A 1,813-nucleotide genomic window follows, 5' to 3' on the forward strand; every position below is an offset into this window, starting at 1 on the left:
CCGAACGTCGGCTACGCCCTGGAGACCGCCACCCGTCCGGTGTTCGACTCCGCGCCCGACGAGCTCACCCTGGCCCACGAGCTGGCCCATCAGTGGTACGGCGACGACGTCACCCTCGCCCGGTGGCGCGACATCTGGCTCAACGAGGGCTTCGCCGAGTTCTCGTCCTGGCTGTGGGACGAGCACACCGGTGGGACGACCGGTGCCGAGCACCTGAAGAAGCTGCTTGCGGAGCCGGCCAGCAGTTCCGTGTGGAACCCGCCGCCGGCCAACCCCGGCGCCGCCGATCAGATCTTCTCCAACTCGGTCTACGAGCGCGGCGCCGGGACCTTGCAGACCCTGCGGGAGAAGGTCGGTGACCATACCTTCTTCCGCATCATGCGGGGGTGGCTCGTGGCGCACCGCTACGGCAACGCGCAGGTCGGGCAGTTCGTCGCCTTCGCCGAGCGGGTCTCGCACCGCAACCTGACGCCCTTCTTCCACAACTGGCTCTACCGGCAGGGCAAGCCGCTGACCTGATCGAACGGTCAGAGGTGCCCGATGACGACGACCGTCATCGTGTTCGCGCACCGCGCGATCACGTGCAGGGTGTCGCCGTTGTGTCCGACGCCGACTCCCTGCCACGCGTCGGGGCCGTGGATCGACTCCGACGAGGTCAGGGAGGCGAGCTCGTCGATCGCCCCGGAGGACGTCGTCCACCAGGCGCCACCGGAGACCGGCTTCGCGCCGGTCGGGCAAACCGCGGTGCCGCTGGTGCCGCTGGCTGAGAACGCGACGTTCTTGGACACGGTCACGACCGAATAGAAGTGGCCAAGCGGAGGCGCGACCGGAGGGACGCATCGAACCGTCGCGTGGACGATCTGACTGGCCGACAGGCCCTTCGCCCGGAACAGCCAGCTTCTACCGTCAGCAGTGGGGGCGTCGGCGTACAGCCGGGCACCCGGTGAGAGGGACCCGTCGGCCGCGGTGAAGTACCCGCCGCCGCCGAAGGCCGATGTCCCCGGTGGACAGGAGAGGTTGGCGCGGAAGATGTTGCCTGGGGCCGCCGGGATCGCGACATGGACGAGGGTCGCATGGCTGACCTGTCCGGCCGGCACGCAGGTCGCCTGGACCACGGTGTACGGCGCCCCCGCCCCGATCGGAGTTCCGATGGAGTAGGCGCTGAGGCCATCGAGGCTGAGGGTCAGGTCGGAAAGCACGGCATTGCTGCCGCCGGCCGACACCGCTTTCGTCCCGGTCGGACAGGTGGCGAAGCCGCCGGCCGGACTGCCGACGCTGCCGTCGTAGTGGCGGTAGATCGTCTGAAAGCTCGCTGAATCGAACGCGCTCGCCGGAGCCGCGGCGAGAAATACGCCGGCTCCGCAAATCGCCATGAGTGCGGCCAACATCGTCCGGATCCGCATAGGGATCCCTCCCTCACATGCGGCTCGGCCGCCGATGGCCCGGCGCGCCGCAGCCATACTGAAAGGAGGGTTGAGTCCCGACGCTGATACCCGTTCAGTGCACGCGGGGGATGCGGTATCCGGGCTAGGAGACCGCTTCGATGATCCGGATCTCGCGCTCGGCTCCGTCTCCGAGCGCCGCGAGGGCTTCCTGGTAGGCCGGGCTGCGGTAGGCGGCGACCGCCTCGTCGACGCTGGGGAACTCGATCAGCGTCGTCCGTTCGGTGGTGCCCGATTCGAAGGCGTGCGCCGGGTTGCCGCGGGCCAGGAAGCGTCCGCCGGCGGCCCGCATGGCCGGGCCGGCGAGCTCGATGTAGGCGGCGAGCTTGTCGTTGTCCTTGATCGTCGTGAACGTGTTGATCCAGTAGGCC

At 69.1% G+C, this 1,813-nt stretch carries 3 protein-coding genes; 1 reads left to right on the forward strand and 2 read right to left on the reverse strand.

The annotated features are described in order from the left end of the window. On the forward strand, positions 1–519 hold a 519-nt coding region (locus tag VGH85_16770), incomplete at its 5' end, for a M1 family aminopeptidase (protein HEY2175461.1). An 8-nt stretch (positions 520–527) separates the two neighbouring features. Here the strand turns inward: VGH85_16770 and VGH85_16775 are convergent. Beyond that, complete coding sequence (locus VGH85_16775; GenBank protein HEY2175462.1) at positions 528–1,403, reverse strand: hypothetical protein; 876 nt, start codon at positions 1,401–1,403, stop codon at positions 528–530. 124 nt (positions 1,404–1,527) lie between these two features. After that, positions 1,528–1,813, reverse strand: a 286-nt coding sequence (locus tag VGH85_16780) for a DUF1330 domain-containing protein (GenBank protein ID HEY2175463.1), incomplete at its 5' end; no start/stop codon positions are given.

The organism is Mycobacteriales bacterium, from assembly GCA_036497565.1.
Classification (GTDB): domain Bacteria; phylum Actinomycetota; class Actinomycetes; order Mycobacteriales; family QHCD01; genus DASXJE01.

Excerpts from the sequence above, each read along its gene's own strand:
- VGH85_16775 (HEY2175462.1), bottom strand. The coding sequence starts at position 1,403 with ATGCGGATCCGGACGATGTTGGCCGCACTCATGGCGATTTGCGGAGCC.